Origin of the sequence: Streptomyces cellostaticus (assembly GCF_001513965.1) — a bacterium.
Lineage (GTDB): Bacteria > Actinomycetota > Actinomycetes > Streptomycetales > Streptomycetaceae > Streptomyces > Streptomyces cellostaticus.
In genome coordinates this window covers 314,499-329,148 of record NZ_KQ948015.1, presented here as the reverse complement: position 1 = coordinate 329,148, position 14,650 = coordinate 314,499, and the positions used below count along the sequence as shown (strand labels likewise).

The 14,650-nt window shown below is 70.9% G+C and carries 15 protein-coding genes, 1 tRNA gene and 2 pseudogenes; 8 read left to right on the top strand and 10 right to left on the bottom strand.

The genetic code is table 11. From position 1 onward, the window contains the following. Both AQI88_RS01425 and AQI88_RS01420 read right to left on the bottom strand, forming a co-directional pair. Entirely contained in the window at nt 1-1,404 is a 1,404-nt protein-coding gene (locus AQI88_RS01425) for a type I glutamate--ammonia ligase (RefSeq protein WP_066990404.1), read from the bottom strand. A gap of 31 nt (nt 1,405-1,435) precedes the next feature. Then, complete coding sequence (locus AQI88_RS01420; RefSeq protein WP_066990400.1) at nt 1,436-2,242, bottom strand: SAM-dependent methyltransferase; 807 nt, start codon at nt 2,240-2,242, stop codon at nt 1,436-1,438. 15 nt (nt 2,243-2,257) lie between these two features. Here AQI88_RS01420 and AQI88_RS42540 point away from each other — a divergent pair. Then, nucleotides 2,258-2,929: pseudogene (locus tag AQI88_RS42540) on the top strand (HAD hydrolase family protein). On the opposite strand, the gene AQI88_RS01405 reads toward AQI88_RS42540, so the two are convergent. Both AQI88_RS01405 and AQI88_RS01400 read right to left on the bottom strand, forming a co-directional pair. Further along, nucleotides 2,922-3,719 carry an SAM-dependent methyltransferase gene (locus tag AQI88_RS01405; protein ID WP_066990392.1) on the bottom strand — a complete coding sequence of 266 codons (798 nt, stop codon included), beginning with the start codon at nt 3,717-3,719 and terminating at the stop codon, nt 2,922-2,924. The pseudogene AQI88_RS42540 and the gene AQI88_RS01405 overlap by 8 nt on opposite strands. 105 nt (nt 3,720-3,824) lie before the next feature. Further along, nucleotides 3,825-4,628 (bottom strand): alpha/beta hydrolase, encoded by an 804-nt coding sequence (locus AQI88_RS01400; protein WP_066990389.1) that lies wholly within the window; start codon nt 4,626-4,628, stop codon nt 3,825-3,827. A 156-nt stretch (nt 4,629-4,784) separates the two neighbouring features. On the opposite strand from AQI88_RS01400, the gene AQI88_RS01395 reads away from it, so the two are divergent. The 3 genes from AQI88_RS01395 (at nt 4,785) to AQI88_RS01385 (ending at nt 8,418) form a co-directional block, all read left to right on the top strand. Next, entirely contained in the window at nt 4,785-5,972 is a 1,188-nt protein-coding gene (locus AQI88_RS01395) for a thiolase family protein (RefSeq protein WP_066990386.1), read from the top strand. A 74-nt stretch (nt 5,973-6,046) separates the two neighbouring features. Then, nucleotides 6,047-7,558: a long-chain-fatty-acid--CoA ligase gene (locus tag AQI88_RS01390; protein WP_066990383.1), complete on the top strand. Its 1,512-nt coding sequence runs from the start codon at nt 6,047-6,049 to the stop codon at nt 7,556-7,558. An 86-nt stretch (nt 7,559-7,644) separates the two neighbouring features. Then, the gene (locus AQI88_RS01385) at nt 7,645-8,418 is read left to right on the top strand and encodes a sulfite exporter TauE/SafE family protein (RefSeq protein ID WP_066990380.1); all 774 of its coding nucleotides are present in this window, start codon (nt 7,645-7,647) and stop codon (nt 8,416-8,418) included. Here AQI88_RS01385 and AQI88_RS01380 read toward each other — a convergent pair. Continuing rightward, nucleotides 8,407-9,189, bottom strand: a complete 783-nt coding sequence (locus AQI88_RS01380; RefSeq protein ID WP_208615703.1) for a TIGR01458 family HAD-type hydrolase — start codon at nt 9,187-9,189, stop codon at nt 8,407-8,409. The two genes, AQI88_RS01385 and AQI88_RS01380, sit on opposite strands and share 12 nt — an antisense overlap. Before the next feature lie 79 nt (nt 9,190-9,268). Between AQI88_RS01380 and AQI88_RS01375 the strand changes: the two genes are divergently transcribed. After that, nucleotides 9,269-10,015: a cobalt-precorrin-6A reductase gene (locus AQI88_RS01375; protein ID WP_066990378.1), complete on the top strand. Its 747-nt coding sequence runs from the start codon at nt 9,269-9,271 to the stop codon at nt 10,013-10,015. A 12-nt stretch (nt 10,016-10,027) separates the two neighbouring features. Here the strand turns inward: AQI88_RS01375 and cobF are convergent, their stop codons facing one another. Next, a complete protein-coding gene (cobF, locus tag AQI88_RS01370; protein ID WP_208615691.1) occupies nt 10,028-10,792 on the bottom strand; it encodes a precorrin-6A synthase (deacetylating) in 765 nt (254 codons plus the stop codon). A 67-nt stretch (nt 10,793-10,859) separates the two neighbouring features. Further along, nucleotides 10,860-11,369 (bottom strand): DUF309 domain-containing protein, encoded by a 510-nt coding sequence (locus AQI88_RS01365; protein WP_066990372.1) that lies wholly within the window; start codon nt 11,367-11,369, stop codon nt 10,860-10,862. Between the two features lie 105 nt (nt 11,370-11,474). On the opposite strand from AQI88_RS01365, the gene AQI88_RS01360 reads away from it, so the two are divergent. Further along, nucleotides 11,475-11,548, top strand: a tRNA-Pro gene (locus AQI88_RS01360). 123 nt (nt 11,549-11,671) lie between these two features. Here the strand turns inward: AQI88_RS01360 and AQI88_RS48420 are convergent. Together AQI88_RS48420 and AQI88_RS01350 are read right to left on the bottom strand one after the other, a co-directional pair. After that, a complete protein-coding gene (locus tag AQI88_RS48420; RefSeq protein ID WP_279616518.1) occupies nt 11,672-11,803 on the bottom strand; it encodes a hypothetical protein in 132 nt (43 codons plus the stop codon). Between the two features lie 310 nt (nt 11,804-12,113). Further along, nucleotides 12,114-12,882: pseudogene (locus AQI88_RS01350) on the bottom strand (transposase). Between the two features lie 123 nt (nt 12,883-13,005). Between AQI88_RS01350 and AQI88_RS01345 the strand changes: the two are divergent. Then, nucleotides 13,006-13,548 carry a HEAT repeat domain-containing protein gene (locus AQI88_RS01345; RefSeq protein WP_066990366.1) on the top strand — a complete coding sequence of 181 codons (543 nt, stop codon included), beginning with the start codon at nt 13,006-13,008 and terminating at the stop codon, nt 13,546-13,548. 110 nt (nt 13,549-13,658) lie between these two features. On the opposite strand, the gene AQI88_RS48970 is transcribed toward AQI88_RS01345, so the two are convergent. Next, the gene (locus tag AQI88_RS48970; RefSeq protein ID WP_425264545.1) at nt 13,659-14,177 is read right to left on the bottom strand and encodes a DUF6197 family protein; all 519 of its coding nucleotides are present in this window, start codon (nt 14,175-14,177) and stop codon (nt 13,659-13,661) included. On the opposite strand from AQI88_RS48970, the gene AQI88_RS45715 reads away from it, so the two are divergent. Further along, complete coding sequence (locus tag AQI88_RS45715) at nt 14,145-14,612, top strand: hypothetical protein (protein WP_159050279.1); 468 nt, start codon at nt 14,145-14,147, stop codon at nt 14,610-14,612. The genes AQI88_RS48970 and AQI88_RS45715 overlap by 33 nt on opposite strands. The last annotated feature ends 38 nt before the right edge of the window (nt 14,613-14,650 follow it).

The window sequence follows — 14,650 nt, the reverse complement described above, 5'->3', positions numbered from 1 at the left end:
TCAGTACTTCCAGCGGTAGGCGGCCGCCACCTGCGCGTCGTCCAGCCCGTCGACGGCCGCCGCCTCCCCGAGCCGTACGGCGGTCACCGCGTCCGCCAGGACCGGGCCGAGCGCGGCCCGCAGCACCTGGTCGGAGCGGAACTCCTCGACGGCCTGGGGCAGTGAGACCGGCAGACGCTGCACGCCCAGGGCAGCGGCCTCGTCGGGGCCGTACCGGGCCGGGTCGCCGGTGATCTCCTGCGGCAGCGGCCGGGAAGCCGTCATTCCGTCCAGCCCCGCGGCGATCACGCAGCCGAGCGCGAGGTACGGGTTGGCGGCCAGGTCGACCGGTTTGACCTCCAGGTTCGCGTCCTGGTCCCGGCGGCCGGCCGTGCCGGTGACGATCCGCAGCGCCGCCTCGCGGGTCTCCCGGCCCCAGGCGGTGAACACCCCCGCCCACTGCGAGGGCTTCAGCCGCAGATAGCTGGCCGGGCTCGGGGCGGTCACCGCCGTCAGCGCGGGCAGGCGGGCGAGCACCCCGGCCACGAACGACTCCGCCCCGGCCGTCATGCCGTACCGGCCCTCCCCGCCCGCGTGCAGGTTCACCCGGTCGCGCCAGCAGGACAGGTGCAGATGGCCGCCGTTGCCGACGCCCTCGGCGGACACCGCGGGCGCGAACGACACCCGCAGGCCGTGCCGCTGGGCCACCGCCCGGATCGTCTGCCGCACCAGCACGCTCCGGTCGGCCGCCGCCACCGGGTCCAGCGCGCCCACCGAGATCTCGAACTGCCCGGCCGCGTACTCCGGGTGGATCTGATCCACGTCCACGCCCTGCGCCGCGAACGCCGCCAGCAGCTCGGCGGTGCAGTCGCTCAGCTCGACCTGCCGGACCGCGCCGTACGCGGGACCGGACACCGCCGGGACGAACCCGTCGCGGGGCGCCGATTCGAGCCCGAAAGCCCACTCGACCTCGACGGCCGCCCTGAAGGTGAGGCCGTGCCGTTCGGCGGCGTCCGCGACGATCCTGCGCAGAAAGGTTCTGGCACAGCCGGGATGCCGCTCGCCCTCCTGCGTGATCCGGTCCACGGGCGCCCACGCCCAGCCGGGCTGCCCGGCCAGCGCCACCAGCTGGTCCAGGTCGGGGTAGAGCCTGAGGTCGCCGTCGGGGGAGCCGAGGACGTCGGTGGTGACGATCGAGTCGTCGGCCAGGAACGTGTCGAACACCGGCGACATGCCGACCCCCCAGGCCACGGCCGACTCCAGCCGGGCCGTGGGGATCGTCTTGACCCGGGCGATGCCCGCCGTGTCGACGTAGGCCAGGACGATCCCGTGCACGCCCTGAGCGGCCAGGTCCGCGGTGATCCCGGCGACCCGCATCAGGTCGTCCGGGCGCCCGCCCGGCACGGGGTCGGCAAGGGTGGTCATACGTCCTCCTCGACGGGCCGCGTCCTCGGGGTCAGGGTTTCACGGCCACCGCGCCGTACTGCGGTACCGCGGCCGCGTCGGACTCGGCGCGCCACTGCGAGCACGGCACCAGACCCGGCTCGACCGGCTCCAGACCCTCGAGGAAGGAGGCGATCTCGGCGCCGGTGCGGGCGGTGATCGGCGGGGTGGCGTTGGCGTTCCAGAACTCCATCGCGGGGATCTGGCCCTCGCCGCCCACCTCGGCGTCGTGGGTCGGGTGGGTGAGCGCCAGGTAGCTGCCGGAGGGCACCGCCGCCATGATCCGGCGCACGATGTCCCGGGCCTCCTCGGTGTCCAGGACGAAGTTGAGGATGCCCAGCATCATCACTGCGACCGGCCGGTCCAGGTCGAGGGTCTCGGCGGCGCGCCGGACGATGGCGTCCGGGTCGTGCACGTCGGCGTCGATGTAGTCGGTGACGCCCTCCGGGGAACTGGTGAGCAGCGAGCGGGCGTGCACGAGCACGATCGGGTCGTTGTCCACGTACACGATCCGCGACTTCGGCGCGATCCGCTGGGCGATCTCGTGGGTGTTGTCCACCGTCGGCAGTCCGGTGCCGATGTCGAGGAACTGCCGAATCCCGCGCTCGGCGGTCAGGAAGCCCACCGCCCGGCCCAGGAAGTCCCGGTCCGCGCGGGCCACGTCCCGGATCAGCGGGAACATCCCGGCGACGTGCTCGCCGACCCGCTGGTCCACCTCGTAGTTGTCCTTGCCGCCGATCCAGTAGTTCCAGACCCGCGCGTTGTGAGCCACGGAGGTGTTCAGCCTCGGCCCGGCCGTCGGGGGTTGGCCCTCGCTCACGTCGCCGCCCTTCTCCTGTGGGGTTGTCCGCAGGACATTGTGCCGCCGCCTGATCGCGCTGTCCCGGGAACCGCGCAGCGTGCGGGCCAGGGAACCGCCGAGGCGCCGGGATGTCCGAGGAACACCGGACCCGAGGTTCCCGCCGGACTGCGCCGCCGCGGAGTGCTGTTCAGCCCGGCCGGCGGCGGCCGGTACGCCACGCCGGCCCGGCAGTTCGCCCAGGTCGCCGAGGACATGGTGTTCATCGCGGAGAACGGCACCTACGTCGTGCGCGACGGCGTGGAGCTGAGCTCCCACCTGCTCGCCGCGGACCTCGCCCGGACGGTACGGCGGCCGGGCACGGACGGCGTCGATGCGGGCACGGTCGTCTGCGGCAAGTGATCGGCGTACGTCGGGCGGAGCGACGAGGCGTTCCTCGCGGAGGTGCGCAAGCCGAGCGCAGCGCAAACGCAGCGCCCTCGACAGCGCGAGCTGGGCATCACGCCCGCGCAGACCATGGTGTTCGGCGACTGCCTCGACGACCTGGAGATGTTCGACGCCGCCGAGTGGTCCTTCGCCATGGGGGGCGCCCACCCGGAGGTGCTCCGGCGCGCCCGCCATCTCGCCCCGTCCGACCACGACAACGGGGTGCTGCGCACGATCCCCCGGGTGATCGGGATACCGCTGCAAGCCGGCCCGCCTACTTGAGTCCCACGCCGCCGTACAGCGAGATCGGCCCGTCCCCGTCGGGTGCGTCCTCGGGCCGCCACTGGGCGACCGACACGACCCCCGGCTCCAGCAGCCGAAGTCCCCCGAAGAACGTGCCCACTTCGGCGTGCGAGCGGGCCACCAGGGTCACCCCGCCGGCGGCGTACGCGTCGATGCCCCTGCGGACGTTCTCCGGTTCGAAGTCGGCCGTCATCGTCGACAGGACCAGGCAACTGCCCGGGGCCAGCGCGTCGACCAGCGTGGCGACCAGGTCGCGGGCGCCGTCCTCGTCGGCGATGAAGTGCAGCAGGGCGATCAGGGACAGGGCGAGGGGGCGGTCGAAGTCCAGGATCCGCGTCGCCTGTTCGAGGATGGCGTGCGGATCGCGGGCGTCGGCCTGCACGTACTCGGTCACCCCCTCAGGGGTGCCGCGCAGCAGCGCGCCCGCGTGCGCCAGCACGATCGGGTCGTTGTCGACGTAGACGACCCGCGCGTCCGGTGCGACGGACTGGGCGATCTGGTGCAGGTTGGGCTCGGTCGGTATGCCGGTGCCGATGTCCAGGAACTGGCGGATGCCCCTCTCCTCGGCCAGCGTGCGCGTGGCCCGGTGCATGAACGCGCGGTTGGCCCGCGCGGCCCGCAGGGCGCCTTGGTCGATCGCCGTGATCTGCCGGCCCAGTTGCTCGTCGACGGGGTAGTTGTCCTTGCCGCCGAGGAACCAGTCGTACACCCGGGCCGGATGCGGCCGGGTGGTGTCGATCTCGTGCGTCGCCGGCTCGGTCCCCGTCACGTGCTGTTCCTCCGCTCGACTGGCCCCGTGCTGCTCCGGGGACGTGCGAGCAGTCTGACACGATCATGGGACAGGCAGACAGTGTCCGGATCCTCCCCCGAGCTCTCAACTCCGTTCGGGGAGGGCCGTGTCGAGGAAGTGGATCACCTCCGCGAAGACGTCCGCCTTGTTCGTCTCGTGGAACACCTCGTGCCGCGCCCCGGCGAAGATCCGCTCGGCTTGCCGGCCGCCGCTGAGCCGCTCCACCCCGATGCGGCTCCCGGGCAGCGGCACCAGCCGGTCGTCGTCCCCGTGCAGCCACAGCAGTGGCAGCGGGCCGACGTCCCCGCCCTCGGCGACCGCCGCCAGCGTCCGTACGAACGCCTGGAGCGTCGGCCGCTTCATCGGGCCATGCCAGACCAGCGGGTCGGCGGCGTACGCGGCACCGACGGCGGGGTCGCGGGAGAGCGCGGCCGGGCTGATCGGGGTGTCCGGGATCTCGGCCAGGGCGAGCAGCCGCCCGGGCAGTTCCCAGGCCCCGATCACCGGCCCGGACAGGATCAGCGCGCTCAGCTCGCCGCCGTGGCGCTGGGCGTAGCGGGCCGCGATCAGTCCGCCCATGGAGTGGCCGACCATGACGAGCGGCAGGCCGGGGTGGGCGGCGCGGGCGAGGTCCGCGACGGCGTGCACGTCGGTGACGACGTCCTCGAAGTCCTCGATCACCACCCGCTCACCGGCGGACTTCCCGTGCCCGACGTGATCGGGCCCGTACACGGCCGCCCCGTGCCCGGTGAGCACGCCCGCCAGTTCGTCGTACCGGCCCGCGTGCTCGCCGTAGCCGTGCACGACCAGGGCCAGGTAGCGCGGCTCGGGGTGCGGCCACTCGCGTACGACGATGCCGTCCAGGATGTGCTCGCGGACGTGGGGCATGTCTCCTCCGGCTGCCTCGGTGAAGGTTCGGGGGGATCTTCCCAGGGACCCGGTCGGCGGTCTATAGTCCAAAACTAGCAGTGCTAATTAAGTGCCTCTGCTGAACAAACGTAGATTCGTGCTGATCCACAGCGTCGTCGGTCAGGAGTCCAAGCCGTGCGTCCCGTCCACTTCGCGGCCGCCCGCCGCACCCCCATCGGCAAGCTGCGCGGAGCCCTGTCCGCCGTACGGCCCGACGACCTCGCGGCGACCGTGATCCGCCATCTGGTGGCCGACGTGCCCGCCCTGGACCCGGCCCGCATCGACGACGTCTACTGGGGCGCCGCCAACCAGGCCGGCGAGGACAACCGCAACGTCGCCCGCATGGCCGCGCTGCTGGCCGGCCTGCCCGAGTCCGTGCCCGGCGCCACCGTCAACCGGCTGTGCGCCTCCGGCCTCGAAGCGGTCACCACCGCCGCGCGCACCATCGCCGCCGGCGAGGCCGAGATCGTGCTCGCGGGCGGCTCCGAGTCGATGAGCCGCGCCCCCTTCGTGCTGCCCCGCCCCGACGAGGCCCTGCCGCACCGCATCGAGACCTACGACACCCGGCTCGGCTGGCGCCTGGTCAACCCGGCCATGAAGGACCTGCACGGCCTGCTGGCCATGGGCGAGACGGCGGAGGAGGTCGCCGAGCGGTACGGCATCTCCCGCGCCCGGCAGGACGAGTTCGCCCTGCGCAGCCACCAACTGGCCGCCGCAGCACGCAAGAACGGCCACTTCGACGACGAACTCCTGCCCGTGGAAGGCCCCGACGGCATCCTGGTCGAGCAGGACGAGTGTGTCCGCGAGGACACCTCGCTGGAGAAGCTGTCCCGCCTCAAGCCGGTCTTCCGCGCGGGCGGCACGGTCACGGCGGGCAACGCCTCCCCGATGAACGACGGCGCGGCCGGCCTCCTGCTGGTCAGCGAGGAGGCCCTGAACGACCTGGGCCTGGAGTCCCTCGGCCGCTACGTCGCCGGTGCCTCGGCGGGTGTCCACCCCGACGTGATGGGCATCGGCCCGGTCCCCGCCACCCGCAAGGCACTGGTCCGGGCCGGCTGGGCGGTCGGCGACCTCCAGGAGGCCGAGTTCAACGAGGCGTTCGCCGCCCAGGCCCTGGCCTGCGTCGACCAGCTCGGCATCGATCCGGACCTGGTCAACCCCTCCGGCGGCGCGATCGCCCTGGGCCACCCGCTCGGCTGCTCCGGCGCCCGGATCCTCACCACCCTGCTGCACCGCATGCGGCGCACCGGGGCCGAGCGGGGGCTGGCGACCATGTGCGTGGGGGTGGGCCAGGGGAGTGCGGTGCTGGTCGAACGGCACTGACAGCTCTTCAACGGGGGCTCCCCGCAAGGGGATTCGGTAGCACGAGCCGCAGCAAGGAAACGGAGCATCACTCCATGGCAACCCTGTCCGTCGCAGCCATCCTCGCCGAGAACGCCTGGCGCCGCCCCGAGAAGACGGCACTTGTCGAAGGCGATCTGCGGCTGACCTTCCAGGAGGTGTGGCGGCGCTCCCTCGCCCAGGCCGGGGCACTCGCCGCACTCGGCGTACGGCCGGGGGACCGGGTCGCCCTGATGGCCCCCAACACCGCCGAGTTCCCGATCGCCTACTACGCGATCGCCGCGGCGGGCGCAGTCGTCGTCCCCGTACACCTGCTGCTCTCGGCGCCGGAGGCCGAGCACGTCCTGAAGGACAGCGGCGCCACGCTGCTGCTCGTCCACCCGGCGCAGGCGGCGACCGGACGGGCCGCCGCCGAGGCCCTCGGCGTCCAGGTGGTCACCCTGGGCGAGGAGTTCGACCGGCTCGCGGCCGACGCCGACGCGCTGCCCGCGTACCTCACCCGCGCCGCCGACGACCCGGCGGTGATCTTCTACACCAGCGGCACGACCGGCGTCCCCAAGGGCGCCGTGCTCAGCCACTTCAACCTGGTGATGAACGCAACCGTCAACGCGTTCGACGCCAACGACATCCGCGCCGACGACATCGCCCTCGGCGCGCTGCCGCTGTTCCACGCCTTCGGCCAGACCGTGTCGCTCAACTCCACCTGGCGGGCGGGCGCCACGCTCGTCCTGCTGCCCCGCTTCGACGCGGCCCGCGCCATCGAGCTGATGGTCGAGGAGGGCGTGAACACCTTCCACGGAGTGCCGACCATGTTCGTGGCCCTGGCCGCGGCCGCCGCGGACGCCGACGCGCTGCCCGGGCTGCGCGTGTGCATCTCCGGCGGGGCCTCGCTGCCGGTGGCCGTACTGGAGCGGTTCGAGGCCACGTTCGACGCCAGGATCTACGAGGGGTACGGGCTGTCGGAGACCTCGCCGACGGCCACCGTCAACCAGCCCGACTTCGGCACCCGGGCCGGCACCATCGGGCACCCGCTGTGGGGGATCGACGTGGAGATCGCCCGCGCCGAGGTGGAGGGCCGGATCGAACTGCTGCCCCCCGGCGAGCTGGGCGAGGTCGTCATCCGCGGTCACAACGTCTTCTCCGGCTACCTCGGCCGTCCCGAGGCCACCGCCGAAGCCCTGGTCGACGGCTGGTTCCGCACCGGGGACCTGGGCACCAAGGACGAGGAGGGCTTCCTGCGGATCGTCGACCGCAAGAAGGACGTCATCATCCGCGGCGGCTACAACGTGTACCCGCGCGAGGTCGAGGAGGTCCTGATGCGCCACCCGGGCATCGCCCAGGTCGCCGTGATCGGCCTGCCCGACGAACTGCACGGCGAGGAGGTGTGCGCCGTCGTCGTACCGGCGCCGGGCACCGCGCCCGACGCCGCCGGGGTCACCGCGTGGTCCAAGGAGCACCTGGGCCGGCACAAGTACCCGCGGCGCGTGGAGTTCGCGGACGCACTGCCGCTCGGGCCGAGCATGAAGGTGCTCAAACGGGAACTGCGGGCCCAGTACACCGGCCGCTGAGGCGGGCCGGGTGAACCGGCCGTGAGGACCGCCTCGCGAGACGGCCCTGACGCCGCCGGATGCGTGCGCATAACATCGGCCTCCGCATGAACACGATGACGCTCTGGCACATATCCGGCTGGGAGTTCGCCACCCTCGCCTTCGCGGCCCTGCTCGTGGGCTTCTCCAAGACCGCCGTCAGCGGGGCCAACACGGTCAGCCTCGCGATCTTCGCGGCGGTCCTGCCCGCCCGCGCCTCCACCGGGGTGCTGCTGCCGGTCCTGATCGCGGGCGACGTGCTCGCCGTCCTCACCTACCGGCGGCACGCACACTGGCCCACGCTCTGGCGGCTGTTCCCGGCGGTGGCGGCCGGCGTGGTGGTCGGCACGCTGTTCCTGATGTGGGCCGACGACGGGGTCGTACGCACCTCGATCGGCGCGATCCTGCTGCTGATGGCCGGCGTCACGCTGTGGCGGCGGCGCCGGACCGAGGCAGGGGACGAGCCGGACGCGGTCACCACCCGGGCGGGCCGGATGAAGGCCCGTTCGTACGGCGTCCTCGGCGGGTTCACGACGATGGTCGCCAACGCGGGCGGGCCGGTGATGTCGATGTATCTCCTTTCGGCGGGCTTCCGGAAGCTCGGCTTCCTCGGCACCTCGGCGTTCTTCTTCCTCATCGTGAACGTGTCCAAGCTGCCCTTCAGCGCCGGACTGGGTCTGATCGACCGCCGTTCACTGCTGCTTGACGCGGCGCTCGCCGTGTTCGTCGTGCCGGGTGCGTTGTTCGGCAAATGGGCTGTGAACAGGATCAACCAGCGGTTGTTCGAACAGCTGGTGATCGCCGCGACGATCGTGGGCGGCGCACAACTCCTACTGCGCTAGCCCCAGCAGCCCGGGCAGATCCGCGAAGGAGTCCAGTACGTGGTCCGGGCTGCCGTCCGCCCGCTCCACCGCCTCGGGCAGGAACTTGCCGGTCCGCACCAGTACGCCGGTGATACCGAGCCGCTGCGCCGCGAGCACGTCCGACTCGATGTCGTCCCCGATCATGAGCGCCTCGTCGGGCCCCGCGCCCAGCCGTCCGAGCGCCGCCTCGAAGAAGGCCCGCGACGGCTTCCCGGTCACCTCGGCCTCGGTGCCGGCGGCCGCCTCCAGCCCGGCGACGAACGCCCCCGCGTCCAGCTGGAGCCCCGCATCCGTGCGCCAGTACAGGTTCCGGTGCATGGCGACCAGCCGCGCACCCCGCTGCAGCTGCCCGAAGGCCCGGTTCAGCGCGGCGTACCCGAACTCGGGCCCGGCGCCGCCGACAAGGACCACATCCGGTACGGCGCCGTCGGCCTCCTCGTCGACCAGGGTGATGCCCTCCAGATCCACCCGGACGTCTCCGCTGTTCAGCAGGGCGCAGCGGGCTCCGGCCAGATGGGCGGCGGTGGCCGCGGGCGCCGTCAGGATGTCCTCGGCGCGCACCGCGAAGCCCGCGTCCGCCAGCGTCCGGGCGATCGACGCCCGGGTCCGGGACGTCGTGTTGGTCACCAGCGCGATCCCGAGTCCGGCCGCCCGGATCGCCCGCAGGGCCTCCACCGCGCCCGGCAACGGCCGCCAGGACACGGTGAGCACCCCGTCGATGTCGATGAGCACGGCACGCACGGACGCCACGGAAGCCATGCCCGGACCCTAGCGGGCAGGAGCACTTCGGGGGGCCCGGCACCTCAGGACATCCCCTACGCTCACCCTCATGTCCCCGCACGTCCTGATCCTCGGCGGCACCACCGAGGCCCGCCGCCTCGCCGCCGACCTCGCCGCCCGCCCCGGCGTCCGGGTCACCACCTCCCTGGCGGGCCGCGTGGCCCGGCCGGGGCAACTGGACGGCGAGGTACGGATCGGCGGCTTCGGCGGCGCGGAGGGCCTCACCGACTGGCTTCGCACGCACCACGTGGACGCCCTCGTCGACGCCACGCACCCCTTCGCCGAGGCGATCACCGTGAACGCGGCCCGCGCGGCAACGGCCGCAGCGGTTCCCGCGGTCGTCCTGCGCCGCCCCGGCTGGCGCCCGGGCCCCGGTGACAGCTGGCATGACGTCGAGTCCCTGGCCGCGGCCGCCACGGTCCTGCCCCGCCTGGGCCGCCGGGTGTTCCTCACCACCGGCCGCCTCGGCCTCGCGGCCTTCGCCCACCTGAGGGACCTGCACTTCGTCGTACGGTCGGTGGAGCCGCCCGAGCCGCCCCTGCCGCCGGACACCGAGGTGATCGTCGCGCGCGGCCCGTTCGGCCTCGCCGACGAGACGGAGCTGCTGCGCGCCCACCGGATCGAGGTGCTGGTGACGAAGGACAGCGGCGGCGAGGCCACGGCCGCGAAGCTGACCGCCGCACGGGAACTCGGGCTGCCCGTGGTCGTCGTACGACGGCCCCCGCTCCCGGACGGCGTGACGGCGGTGCCGGACGTGGCGGGCGTACTCGACCGGCTGGGGTTCGGCGGCCCGTAGCGTCCCCCTTCTTCAGGGGCGCCGGCGCAGCAGATACGTGTCCATGATCCACCCCTTGCGCTCGCGCGCCTCCGCCCGCAGCCGCTCGATGCGCGGGCCGGCCTCACCGATCGGACCGGACGCGAGGATCTCGTCCGGGGTGCCCAGGTACGCGCCCCAGTAGATGTCGATGTCCTGGTCGGCGTACTGCCGGAAGGCCTGGTGCGCGTCCAGCATCACGACCACGTCGTCCACCCCGTCCGGAAAGCCCTCGGCCAGCCGCCGTCCGGTGGTGATCTGCACCGGCCGGGCGACCCGGTTCAGCCCCGTGCGATGCCGGGCGACCAGCGTGGAGACGCTGCTGATGCCGGGCACCACGTCGTACGCGAACTCCACCGCGCCCCGGGCCAGCACCTCCTCCAGGATCCCCAGCGTGCTGTCGTACAGCGACGGATCCCCCCACACCAGGAAGGCGCCCGTGCCGTCCTCGCCCAGCTCCTCGGCGATCAGCCGCTCGTAGATCCCGGCGCGGGCGGTGCGCCAGTCCTCGACGGCCGGCGAGTACGAGGCCCCGCCCGCCCCTCGGTCCCGCTCCGGGTCGCGGGCCTCCACCACCCGGTACGACCCCTCGGGCAGATGTGCGTCGAGTATGTCCCGGCGCAGCTGGGTCAGATCGCTCTTCACCTCGCCCTTGTCGAGCAGGAAGAACACGTCCGTGCCGCGCAGCGCCTTGACGGCCTGCAGGGTCAGCTGGTCAGGGTCGCCCGCGCCGATACCGATGACATGAATCTTTCGCACGCCCCGAGTCTGCCCCATGCCACTGACAGTGCGTCCACCGCCTCCACACGGCCCGCGACGACGCCGCTCAGAGGCCGAGCCGGGGCGCCTCGGCCACCGCGTCGACGGGCCCGGATCCCTCGTCCACCCGCGCGGCCAGCTCCCGCGCCCACCGGGCGACCCCGGTGACATCCATCCCGTACGGCCGGTCCTCGCCCCGCTCGGCGGCCCACTCCTCGACCGCGCCCGCGCCGCGTCGCAGCAGCCGCGCCCCACCGGTGGCGTTGCCGCGGGCCGCGTGCGTGAGCCCCACCGCCAGCTGGGCCAGCCCCCGCCACAGTGTGCGCTCGGCCTCGGGCCCCGACTTCCAGGCGTCCTCGAACACCTCGTGCGCGTGGAAGGGCCTGCCCGCGTCCAGCAGCGCCTGCGCCTCGGCGACCGTCTCCCGCGGAGTCCGTACGACTCCCTCCGGCTGCCGGGCCACACCCTCCGATCCGTACGGCAACGGCCGCCCCAGACCGTCCCGCGGCCGGGCGTTGCGCGCCCTGCCGTCCACGTCCCGGTCCCGGCTGCCCGCTGCTGCGCCTGCGTTTCCCATACGGCCGATTGTCCCGCCCCGCCCGCGGCCCTCTTTCGGCGCACCCCCGCGGGTGGGGTAAAGTTCTGTTCGCGCGATCACGCGGGCCACCGTGAGTGAGCGCACCGGGACGTGGCGCAGCTTGGTAGCGCACTTGACTGGGGGTCAAGGGGTCGCAGGTTCAAATCCTGTCGTCCCGACGGGAGCAACGCTCCATAGTCGCAGGTCAAAGGGCCCTGCCTCACATCGTGAGGTGGGGCCCTTGATCATGTTCTGGGCTCTCGTGTCACATTTGGTCACAAGCGCCTGACGATCACCCGCGCTCAGGACGCGAGCAGCTGTCCGAGCTTGTCCGAACCCACCTTGAGACTCTGCGGGTCGGGATGGACATACACGCGCTTGGTGAAGGACAGATCGCTGTGGCCGGCCCAGGCTGAGACGACTGTGTCGGGCACCCATTGTTCGCCATCCAGGACAGGCACGCGTGCCGAGCGTCGTAAAGACGGACGCGGCGAACGCCTGCCTGCTCCATGAGTCGATGCGCTCGACGACGAAGCTGATCGGTCTTAAACGGATGGCCAAGCTCGTCGACCACGACATAGCCACTTGGCTCGTAGGCGTCGCCTGCGGCCAGACGTTCCTTCGCCTGGAGCGCTCGAAACTGCACCAAGGCTCCCCGCACTGGGCTATAGCGACACGCTAAGGGCTGTCCCGTAATCGATCTCCAGACGGATCGGGACATGGCCAAGCCGTCGGCGGGTTGGTCTACGCGGCCTGGAGAAGGTTGTGGAGGCGGGCGATGCCGAGCATGGCGTGGTGGACTCCGTCGCCCTTGAGGCGGCAGTCACGGAGGATCTTCCAGGTCTTCATCCGGGCGAAGACGTGCTCTACGCGGGCGCGGATCTGCTTGTGCTCGCGGTTGTGCTCGGCTTGCCACCCGGTCAGCTCGCCGCCGCGCGGTCGGCGGTGGGGGATGACCAAACCGGTGCCCGGATAGCCGCCGTCGGCGATCGTGGTCGTCCTGCCGACGGCGGCTTTGGCCCCGGACTCGGCCCATGCCTTGCAGTCGTTCCGGTTGCCCGGCAGGGGCCTGCCGACCAGCACAACCAGACGGATGTGGGCGTCGATGACGACCTGGTGGTTGGTGGAGTCCCGGTAGTTCTTGGACTGCTCGGCGATGGTGTGGTCACGGGTAGGGACCAGGGTGCCGTCGACGATCAGTACGGTGCCCTTGCGGAAACGGTGCCGCGGCTTGAGTGCCAGCAGCGGGCCGATGTGATCGATGACCCGGCCGGCGGTCGACTTGGAAATTCCGAACAAGGGGGGCGAGCAGTCGCAGCGTCAGGTTCGTGCGCCAGTAGGCCGCCGCCAGCAGAACCCGGTCCTCCAACGACAGGCTCCACGGCCGGCCAGGCCGCACGGTGTCGGCGCCTTCGCGCCGCAGAGTTGTTACCAGCCGGCCGAAGGTGCGCGGGCTCAGCCCGATGAACGGGGCTATCCAGGACGGCTCCGACGCCGTGATCACACCAGCCACGCCGAGATCATCGCACCGCACGATCAACCTGCACGGCAGCCTTGGGCGGTGGCACGGCGCGCTTCCCTCTTCTGAGGCGAAATCCCTTTGCCTGGCTGTCCTGCGCGGTTCGACACTGAGGTCATGCTCGGATTCGTCAGGACCGACAACGAAGCCCTCGTCTCGTGCTTGGGCGACCCGCAACGCGCCGTGGCGGCCTACTGGGAGTTGCTGCGTCGCAAGGAGGACGCGCTGGGCGCCATCCGCGCCGGCCTGTCCCACGAGAGCGCGGCTGTCCGAGCGGGCTGCTGCCGGCTTCTGGACCACCTGGTCGACATCGAGTCGATGGGCCAGCTCATTACCATGGCCGACGATCCCGACGCCCAGGTCAGGATCGCCGCGTTCCATGCCCTGGCTTGCGACCGGTGCAAGGGCGAAACGTGTGCGCCGGGCGCGGACCGAGTCCTCGAACCCGCACTGCAACACCTGGCCTCCGACCCCGACCCGCAGGTGCGGGTAAGGGCCGCCGAACTCGTCGGCAAGTTCGCCCATACCGATGCCCGAGCCGTCGCCGCCTTGCGGGCGTCCCAGGCGCAAGACCCGAGCCCGGCCGTCCGGAAGAAGGCGGGCTGGTTCATCCCCGGAGGGACCATCTACCAACGGACCGTCCCACGCGCGCCCAGGTAACGGGACAGCCCTTAGATCACATGCATGGGTGCCCAAAGAGGAAAGAGAACCGTCTGGTTCATCATGAGCACCGCACGGCGCTCTCCAGTCGAATCCTCCTCAGGGGCCAGTCAAAAAGGCGGCTCTTCCCAATCATCTGCTGCCTTCCGCAGCAGGAGTGTTATTGAGTCAGTGGTCGTATCCGGATCATCGTTCCAGATAGTGATGCTACTGATCCCGCGATTCCAGGAAAGCCAGCCGAGAAAATAGTCCGTAGTGTCAACGTAGGTCGACCATTGATCCAGGTCGGTGCGATACGACTCGAACCGCTGAACCTTGCCCCAGATGGCACGCTCTATCGCTCCCTCGATGGAGACTGGAGAACACGTAACCGCATCTTCGATAAGTTCCTCCCATGTCACATCCTTCGCTCGGCTGGATGCTTCGTCATGGGTTTGCTTATGCCACCGGTCTATAAGTCGGTTCAGTAAGGTAAATGACAGCGAGAAGAGGATCGAAAGAGTGACACATCCAGATAGGACGAGTCCTCTGCCGAAATCATCCCAACAGCGCAAGCCCAGCTGCACAGTTACAACAAGGGATGTACACCTGAAGCCATGCCCACTCAACGCCACAATCAAGAGTCCCATCGGGTCTCGGAAGAAGAAACGAAGGGCGAGACGACAGTGGACGATCCCGAAGAGGGCGAGGACACCAAAGAACATGGACTCGTATGGTTCAGAGCCATTCTTTTCTTGTTGGTCATCGGACTCTTGTACGCCATCCTCTTTCATCCACCCAAAAACCTTCCGGATCTAGGCAGCGGAGCCAGCGCGCTCGCGACCGGGTTTCTGGGGTTGTCTGTCAATCCCAAAGCTGAGAGAAAAAAGGACAAGCGTGGACTCTTCGTAATCAGATTTCTCGCCTATGGCATGCCAATTATCCTTGCTGTGATGGCACTCATCTGGATGTATGTCTTTGACAGTGAAGCCGCGGCCGGCGTGCTCGCAGGGGCTATCGCAGGGCTAGGTGGCCTATCGCTTGACACGAGCAGCTTCACCTTCCCGCAAGGCAAGAAACTATAAGGCGGCTCGGTAGGGTAGATGGCGATCAGCCGACCGAG

Coding starts and splice junctions, on each gene's coding strand:
- AQI88_RS45715 (WP_159050279.1), top strand. CDS start 14,145: ATGCCCACTCAACGCCACAATCAAGAGTCCCATCGGGTCTCGGAAGAA.
- AQI88_RS48970 (WP_425264545.1), bottom strand. CDS start 14,177: ATGGGACTCTTGATTGTGGCGTTGAGTGGGCATGGCTTCAGGTGTACA.
- AQI88_RS01375 (WP_066990378.1), top strand. CDS start 9,269: ATGTCCCCGCACGTCCTGATCCTCGGCGGCACCACCGAGGCCCGCCGC.
- AQI88_RS01365 (WP_066990372.1), bottom strand. CDS start 11,369: ATGGGAAACGCAGGCGCAGCAGCGGGCAGCCGGGACCGGGACGTGGAC.
- AQI88_RS01345 (WP_066990366.1), top strand. CDS start 13,006: ATGCTCGGATTCGTCAGGACCGACAACGAAGCCCTCGTCTCGTGCTTG.
- AQI88_RS01400 (WP_066990389.1), bottom strand. CDS start 4,628: ATGCCCCACGTCCGCGAGCACATCCTGGACGGCATCGTCGTACGCGAG.
- AQI88_RS01390 (WP_066990383.1), top strand. CDS start 6,047: ATGGCAACCCTGTCCGTCGCAGCCATCCTCGCCGAGAACGCCTGGCGC.
- AQI88_RS01425 (WP_066990404.1), bottom strand. CDS start 1,404: ATGACCACCCTTGCCGACCCCGTGCCGGGCGGGCGCCCGGACGACCTG.
- AQI88_RS01385 (WP_066990380.1), top strand. CDS start 7,645: ATGAACACGATGACGCTCTGGCACATATCCGGCTGGGAGTTCGCCACC.